The organism is Streptomyces zingiberis, assembly GCF_012034935.1.
Taxonomy (GTDB): Bacteria; Actinomycetota; Actinomycetes; order Streptomycetales; family Streptomycetaceae; genus Streptomyces; species Streptomyces zingiberis.
Window position 1 is genome coordinate 1 of record NZ_JAATEN010000070.1, and the last position, 344, is coordinate 344.

General features: G+C 75.3%; 1 protein-coding gene. It reads left to right on the forward strand.

The window, feature by feature from the left end; translation table 11 throughout:
- Window positions 1-344, forward strand: a 344-nt coding sequence (locus HCK00_RS26725; protein ID WP_240966252.1) for a condensation domain-containing protein, incomplete at both ends; no start/stop codon positions are given.

The window sequence follows — 344 nt, forward strand, 5'->3', positions numbered from 1 at the left end:
CTGGACGGGGCGGATCTCTCCCGTACGGTCGGCTGGTTCACCGCCACCCACCCGGTCCGGCTCGACCTGGCCGGGATCGGCGTGGCGGAGGCGGCCACCGGCGGCCCGGCCGCCGGTGCACTGCTCAAAGCCGTGAAGGAACAGGCGCGGGCGGTGCCGGGGGACGGCCTGGGCTACGGACTGCTGCGTCACCTCAATCCCACCACCGGCCCGGTGCTGGCCGCCTTACCGCGCCCTCAGCTCGCCTTCAACTACCTCGGGCGCTTCCCCGCCGGGCCCTCGCGGACCACGCCGGTCCCCTGGCAGAACACCGGCGACGCCGCCATCGGCGGCTCCGTCGACCC